Genomic DNA, 6,353 nt, shown 5'->3' with positions numbered 1-6,353 from the left:
TCCAATCCGGCCAGTTTCAACAGGCTGGCGACCATGCCCGTAGTTTGGCGGAGCGCCAGATTGAAGAGATTTTTGACCATCAAACAGAACTGAATCGCTGCATCGCTGAATCGTTCGGCGCGACCACGTTTGCCGGTTGGAGCGGCAAACCATGCCATGTCCTTGTCCAGCCAGATCAACAGAGAACCACGCTGGCGCAGCGCATGAGTGTAGGATTTCCAGTTGGTGGTGCGGTACTTTGGCGGGGCTGGTTTGCTCATGCTGATGACGGATTGGGGGGTGATGTGGTCAGATCAAGCAGGATGCGTGCCGATTTGTGCAACAAAGCCGCTTTCATAACTAAAATAGTCAAATTACGAATTGTTAATCTATCACCCAACCGTCAGCCAAAAGGTTTTCCACTGAATCATATGTGATTTGCCTACCGCCAGCCACGGTGAGTACAAGGTTGCCTGCTTGTAATTGTGTTACAGCTGCGGTGGCAAACTGGCCTTGCCAGTTTTTGAAAAACAACGTTGGATGTGGCAGCAAGAAATAGCCACTGTTAATATCGCTGAGCGTTTCACGCGTGATCCACTGGGCTTGTATTGTCCAGCCTGTACTAGTCCATCTCATAAATGCGCTTATCAACGTAATCTGATAGCGCAAAGGTAGCGGCTTAGTTGGACATTAAGTGGGTATCATCCTCATGGATGTACTATGTTCCGTCAGTGTCAAATCCAGCAAAATTGCCACTTTAAGCCCGTCGAGCAATTGACTGACGGCGTTCGCTGATAGAGTCCCAACCGGATAGGGGAGGATGGCGCTCTTCCAGTGCGTCGAGCCATCCACACAATTGGGCATTATCCCTTTCTTCATGGTACGCAGAAGTTGGCACTAGAGGTATTGGGCAAATTTCGAGCGGGCGTAGCGGTTTGACTGTACCGAAGGGTTCGCCTGTCTCCCAGTGGTACTCAACAAATAAATAGGGCGTCGGATACATCTTGTATCGCGAGATTAGAAAGCCACGTTCCTCGGGGAGCCAGAGGCCTACGTAAGCGTTGCGCGCCCAAATTGCATAGGCCATGCCAGCCTGCATTTGGTCGATACCCAGATAGTTGGTGCTCTGCTTCATACGCAGATACCAAGCCATGCGTTGATCGAGTTCAGATTTCATTTACTACTTGGTTTTAAGCGTGGTGTGCCAGAAGCTATGGTACGTCCAAGCTGTACTGGGGGAAGGTTGTTATCGAGAGTGCGATCAAACTGGCTAAATGTGGCTTGCCGCGCTTGCCATTCGGTCGAGTTGCGCAAGTGCGTCATTGCACTAGTGACCCGCTTATATGCATTCTGCATGGCTGTTTCCTGTGATTGTTGAATCCAAGAATGGAAAAGCAGGTGATGTTCGTTGCACATGTATCACCTTACAAGTCAGCTGACTGTTAGTTCTAATGCAGAGGGACAAAGGACAATTTTGACTAAGTGTGCGCCATGCATTGGCCTTCAGGCCTGTGAAGTATAGAGCTTGTCATCCTCCCCGTCCTTTGGGCGGGGAGGATGACAATCAGGCGAGCTGTGAGATTAGGGATTTTCTTGTACCTTGCTTACGTTTGCCAGTGCCTCTTGAGGGAAGTATTTGCTCAGCGTCGGGCAGAATGGGTCATCAATGCAAAATACCGGTCCGGCCGGGAGTGAGGATCTCATTGTCTGCATTGCCTGAGCCACGATCTTGATATCGGTTGCATCCGGATAGTGTCGTAAGAGCCACTTCGCCTCATGTCGGATGTATTCAGGTGTTTCCGTGTTCTTGATTAGGTTTTGTAGAAACTCTCTCGTTTTCAGAACTGCTAAAGTTCGTTCTGAAGGCATGGTCATCTCGTTACTCCCAAAATTTGAAAGATTCAAAGCTCAACGATCAGCGTGTCCTGGAATGCAGGGTTTTCCACGCGGTTATGGGAGACGTATCCCCTTGGATTGCAGATGATCCGCGTCTTTCCGATCACATAATCGGAATTGTCATGGCAATGGCCATGTACCCACAAATCCACACCGTCCATGAGTTCCGCAAGGTTGGAAGCGAAGGCTGCGGACAGGGTTGAATCGGCAAATCGTGGATGCACACTGCCAGGGTGCGGAGCATGGTGAGTGATGACCACTGTTTTGCCATGAAAGGGTATTGCCAGCGCTTCACTCAGCCATTGCCGGTGTTGCTGGTGGATGGCAAGTGCATCTGCGGAACTGAACAGACGAAGTAGGCCTGCTGTATCGCTGCGGATCATGCGGTGGTCTGTTAACCGGCGCTCGGATTCGATCATGGCAAGAAGTTGTTGCTCAGATCCAAAGAGCTGGTAATCGGTCCAAAGGGTGCAGCCTAAAAAGCGTACATCGCCATGAATGACGCTACGACATTGCAGAACGCTTGGAGATTGATGCTGCAGTGCACACATCAGCGCGTCGTGTTGTTCGAGGCATTCCCCGTAATATTCATGATTACCAGGAACGTAAAGGGTGGGCATGTTTTTGATGTTACGGCGCACCCACTGCAAACCCTTAAACCCTTCCGAAACATCTCCTGCAATGATGGCTAGATCAGCATCAGGCTCTTCGACTTGGAAGGGATAAATGTCGATATGAAGGTCACTTAGGATCCAGATTTTCATTCGCGTGATTTCGCTCCAGTTCAGCGGCCTGACGCTTATTACGTGCAGCGATGTACATGAAGAATCCAAGGATGCCAAAGGCGTAAATCAGTGTGATCCCCATGAAGGCAAGGGCCAACTTGAAGGCCATAGCGAACTCCTATTCTCATTACTGGTAACTGGATACCTTGGCGGTTACACAGTGCTAATTGACATCTTTCTCGCTCGTAACAACGATGCTTGTCGAGCATTGGATCTGCCCTAGTTCTGTCCTATGACCAGTATACCAATGGCAAACTCTCGTACAGATTTTTTACTATAGGGTTGTTTGTTTTCCCTAGAGTCACTGGGGCATCTTTTCCGAGCTTAGTCTTTGATCGGCCCAAGTGCCTTACAGTCCCTTCGGATAAGCGGCGGGCGTTTAGCCAGAATCTCGCTCCCTCATTTTGCCCAATCCACAGTCTCAGCACTTCCTTTTCTCCGGCCAGATCGACGCCCAGCGTCAGATAGATGGCTTTGTTGCGCACTGCGCCGTCACGGACATTGACGTGGATGCAGTCGAGGTAGACGATCGGGCAGACGCGATCCAGCGGGCGGGACTGTCAAGCCTTGGCGTCCTTCATCACCGCTTCAGTAACGGAAGGAATTAGGCTGGGTGATACCTCGGCACCATACATTTCCTCCAGATGCGCCTGAATTTGCCGTGCCGTCATGCCGCGGGCGTGAAGTGAGCGGATTTTGTCGTCGAAACCGGTCCTGCGGGTCTGGTCTTGGGGATCAATTGCGGCTCGAAGGTGCCATGCCGGTCGCGTGGAATGTCGATGGGCAAGACACCCAACTCGCCCTTGAGCGTTTTGCGGCTGCGGCCATTGCGGGTATTGCCGGCAGGATTGGTGACCGGCTGCTGTTTGTCGCGGCCGAGGTGCTCGGCCATTTCGACTTCGAGGGCTTTTTTGATGATCGGCTTGGTTAACTGTTTGAACAGTCCATTCTCGCCGATGAGGTCTTCGGGTTTCTGATAGTTGGCCAGCAAGCTGTTCAGTAGTTCATCTGAGATAGCGTGTTTAGGAGTAGTCATGGTGTTTCCGATCAATGCGGCGGTGTCCTGCCAAAAGACCGTCTGCACAAAATTCTGCACAACCTTTAACCAGCATCTGCCACAACGGGCACTGCAGCATCAATCCCCGCTTCAAGCGATGAAGCACTGGTAGAAGCAAAGGCCCGAGTTATTCAAAAAGGGTGTAATCAATCAAGCGGGAGTGGACAGCTAATCACCTAATATAGACTGCGCGAGCGTGCAGGTGATTGGCTGTTGAATAAGGCGTGCATACGCTTGTACCCGTATCAGGGCGCCGAGTAATTCACGGGTACAGTCGTGAAAGCGTGCAGCAATGAATTCGGCCACTTGGTCATCGATCGTATCCTGATTGACCGCAGCTGCTTTCAACAAAATTTTGACGCGCATGTCGTGATCAGGCGATCGAATATCTACCATTTCTCCTGCAGACAGGTAATCAACAAGGCGAGTCTGCAGGTCGGGTATCTCGGCGGGCCTACTCTCGCCAGTGATGATGATCCTGTGGCCGTTGTCCTGCATTATTTTGAAAAGACGGAGTACCTCTTCCTGTACTGGAACGCGACTAGCAAGGAAATGGATGCTGTCTAGGAGAAACAGGTCAATTGATGAGGAGATTTCCCGGTAGTTATCAATCGTCTTTTCTCGGATGGCTTGAAGCAACTCCAGTTCGAGTCGTTCTGCACTGAGAGAGCGAATGTTCAATCCAGGGCTGAGTTGGTGAATTCGATGGCCAGCAGCATGCATAAGATGCGTTTTGCCAAGGCCAATGCCACCGTATATGTATAGTGGTGTGTTATTGCGGCATTCCATGATGTGCTGCACCGCAGCTTCTGCTTGCTGGTTGCTGATGCCGCTGACCCATGTGTCAAACGTTAGATGCGGAATAAGCCCAGTTTGCTTGATTCGGCAGCATAGCTCTGCATCACATTTCCTGTCGGGCCTTGCTGGCTTTTTTTGTGTCATCTGCTTCAATCTCGTTGGGTTGTTTCGGAAGATGAAGGCGGCTCAGACTTGTCCGTGCAGTAGGCATGTGACGGCAGAGAACCGACACACACAAGACGATTCGAGCGTGTGGCGTATGGTTACGAAAACAACGCCGATGTGGTTGGCGCGATCAATGTGCTTCGCCGCGGCGAAGTCATGCTGTGTAGTGAAGGGCAGGACTGTGCTCGGTTAGTCTTTGAAGTGAACGGAGCGGTAATGCCGTCAGCAACAGGAACCCGACAAAGCAATCAGGCCGCTTAAGTAGTCAGACGCAGTAGACATCACCCCCTCCTTTCCGGTCTTGAGACCGGCGAGGGTGAGAGAGAGGAGGGGGAGGACGTCAATACATCAGTAACATGTACGTCGCTGTTAGCGTGGTTTCTGTTGTGTAGGCCACACCAAAGCGGATGATCGCATCGTTGTCGCTGCATTGCTCCAAAAGTCGCATGCAACCTATGACTTCGCTACGCTTCATAACGGAGGGTGCTCCGCGGAATTGGCACATCACCGAGTGGGCTGGTCGATGGCTCGGCAAGTTGGTCAGGAGGCGACTGCTGAGCTGTACGATATCTTCACCGGGCTTATAAACCTGCTGGCGGATTACAACCCGGGTGTGGGCATCTAGTGAATCCTTGATCTGGCTGGGCCAGAGTTCGATCAGCGCCGGTTTGGTATACAGTTGTATCAGCGCTGCAAGTTGCTCTTCACCAGTCAGATAACCTGGCTGCTCGGGTTCATCAACCCATACCTGCGGATACGGTAGCTTGCTGACGGCCATGGGCGTGTGGAGGGGATTCAGCCAGATTAACAGGCAGCGTATGTGGTGCTGTGTGAGCATCAGTTGTCGTAATTGGCTGCGAGTCTCTGTGTCATCGCGATCAGCCAGAATGATGGCGAGCGCAGCATCACCTTCCGTTTCACAATGCGAGAGGAGCCCGGATAGTTTCTTAGTGACTTCGCAACTGCGCACACCTAGCGGGTGCAAAGTCATCTTTTCCTGCAGGTTGCTGTCGTACAGTGATTCGATCATCGGACTGGAATAGGTTTGCACGCATTTCCCTTATTTTTACTAGCCCACGTAGAACACCCTTTGCTCGGCTAGTCGTATCTGCTATCAGTCAATTACCCAGCCCGCGGCCAGCAGATCCTCGACCGAAGCATAAAGCTGTTGCCGACCACCTTCCTCGGTGAGTATCAACATGCCGGCTTGCAATTCCTCTACAGATGAGGTGGCGAACTGGCCTTGCCTGTGCTTGAAGTGCAGAGTAGGGCAGGGCAGCAAACAAAACCCGCTACGGACATCATCCAGCGTTTCGCGCGTAATCCATTGGGCTTGTTGTGACCAGCCTGACGAATTCTGTGCCATGTTTTTCGCCTGTCGTTGATTAATGACGCAACGATAGCCATAAGACTGGACATTAAACGACCGGCGGGTCAGTTTTTCGGCCGGGATTGTAGGGGTGCATGACATTGCGCACCTCATGCTTATGGAAAGCCTCCAGCCCTGCTGACTGATGGATGCATTCCAATTTATCCCCGCCGGCACGTCAGCAAAGTGGCGGCTCCGTTTACGAATCCAACACCAGGCCAGCGGGAGGGCCAAGGTGGATGGCTACATCCACAACGGGTTTGCTGCTAGAGAGAAACAGCGCAATGTTCAACGAACAGGTCAT

Annotated in this window: 9 protein-coding genes and 1 pseudogene; all 10 read right to left on the bottom strand. The window is 51.7% G+C overall.

The features are described from left to right. Positions 1-260, bottom strand: a 260-nt coding sequence (locus H559_RS0112370; protein ID WP_028452950.1) for an IS5/IS1182 family transposase, incomplete at its 3' end; no start/stop codon positions are given. A gap of 103 nt (positions 261-363) precedes the next feature. Further along, positions 364-615, bottom strand: coding sequence for a hypothetical protein (locus H559_RS23045; RefSeq protein ID WP_155845406.1), 252 nt, complete (start codon positions 613-615; stop codon positions 364-366). Positions 616-736: 121 nt separating this feature from the next. Next, positions 737-1,156: a hypothetical protein gene (locus H559_RS0112365; protein ID WP_034641160.1), complete on the bottom strand. Its 420-nt coding sequence runs from the start codon at positions 1,154-1,156 to the stop codon at positions 737-739. A gap of 404 nt (positions 1,157-1,560) precedes the next feature. Next, positions 1,561-1,848: a BPSL0761 family protein gene (locus tag H559_RS23395; RefSeq protein WP_373277357.1), complete on the bottom strand. Its 288-nt coding sequence runs from the start codon at positions 1,846-1,848 to the stop codon at positions 1,561-1,563. A gap of 32 nt (positions 1,849-1,880) precedes the next feature. After that, positions 1,881-2,639, bottom strand: coding sequence for a metallophosphoesterase (locus H559_RS0112355; RefSeq protein WP_028452948.1), 759 nt, complete (start codon positions 2,637-2,639; stop codon positions 1,881-1,883). Then, on the bottom strand, positions 2,617-2,769 hold the full coding sequence (locus H559_RS22715) for a hypothetical protein (RefSeq protein WP_155845405.1): 153 nt from the start codon (positions 2,767-2,769) through the stop codon (positions 2,617-2,619). Before H559_RS22715 ends, H559_RS0112355 begins: the two co-directional genes overlap by 23 nt. 271 nt (positions 2,770-3,040) lie before the next feature. Beyond that, positions 3,041-3,696: pseudogene (locus tag H559_RS22275) on the bottom strand (IS256 family transposase); the annotation flags it as partial. Positions 3,697-3,885: 189 nt separating this feature from the next. Then, entirely contained in the window at positions 3,886-4,659 is a 774-nt protein-coding gene (locus H559_RS20235; protein WP_051279411.1) for a DnaA/Hda family protein, read from the bottom strand. Positions 4,660-5,020: 361 nt separating this feature from the next. After that, on the bottom strand, positions 5,021-5,731 hold the full coding sequence (locus tag H559_RS0112335) for a hypothetical protein (RefSeq protein ID WP_155845404.1): 711 nt from the start codon (positions 5,729-5,731) through the stop codon (positions 5,021-5,023). Between the two features lie 63 nt (positions 5,732-5,794). Beyond that, the gene (locus H559_RS0112330) at positions 5,795-6,151 is read right to left on the bottom strand and encodes a hypothetical protein (protein ID WP_155845403.1); all 357 of its coding nucleotides are present in this window, start codon (positions 6,149-6,151) and stop codon (positions 5,795-5,797) included. Positions 6,152-6,353: the final 202 nt, after the last annotated feature.

Source organism: Chitinilyticum aquatile DSM 21506 (assembly GCF_000430805.1).
In the GTDB taxonomy this organism is placed as follows: Bacteria; Pseudomonadota; Gammaproteobacteria; order Burkholderiales; family Chitinibacteraceae; genus Chitinilyticum; species Chitinilyticum aquatile.
This window is presented reverse-complemented; position numbering and strand designations above follow the sequence as displayed.

What these genes read in the sequence shown, in the direction of transcription:
- H559_RS23045 (WP_155845406.1), bottom strand. Translation starts at nt 615, where the DNA reads ATGAGATGGACTAGTACAGGCTGGACAATACAAGCCCAGTGGATCACG.
- H559_RS23395 (WP_373277357.1), bottom strand. Translation starts at nt 1,848, where the DNA reads ATGCCTTCAGAACGAACTTTAGCAGTTCTGAAAACGAGAGAGTTTCTA.
- H559_RS22715 (WP_155845405.1), bottom strand. Translation starts at nt 2,769, where the DNA reads ATGGCCTTCAAGTTGGCCCTTGCCTTCATGGGGATCACACTGATTTAC.
- H559_RS20235 (WP_051279411.1), bottom strand. Translation starts at nt 4,659, where the DNA reads ATGACACAAAAAAAGCCAGCAAGGCCCGACAGGAAATGTGATGCAGAG.
- H559_RS0112355 (WP_028452948.1), bottom strand. Translation starts at nt 2,639, where the DNA reads ATGAAAATCTGGATCCTAAGTGACCTTCATATCGACATTTATCCCTTC.
- H559_RS0112365 (WP_034641160.1), bottom strand. Translation starts at nt 1,156, where the DNA reads ATGAAATCTGAACTCGATCAACGCATGGCTTGGTATCTGCGTATGAAG.
- H559_RS0112330 (WP_155845403.1), bottom strand. Translation starts at nt 6,151, where the DNA reads ATGTCATGCACCCCTACAATCCCGGCCGAAAAACTGACCCGCCGGTCG.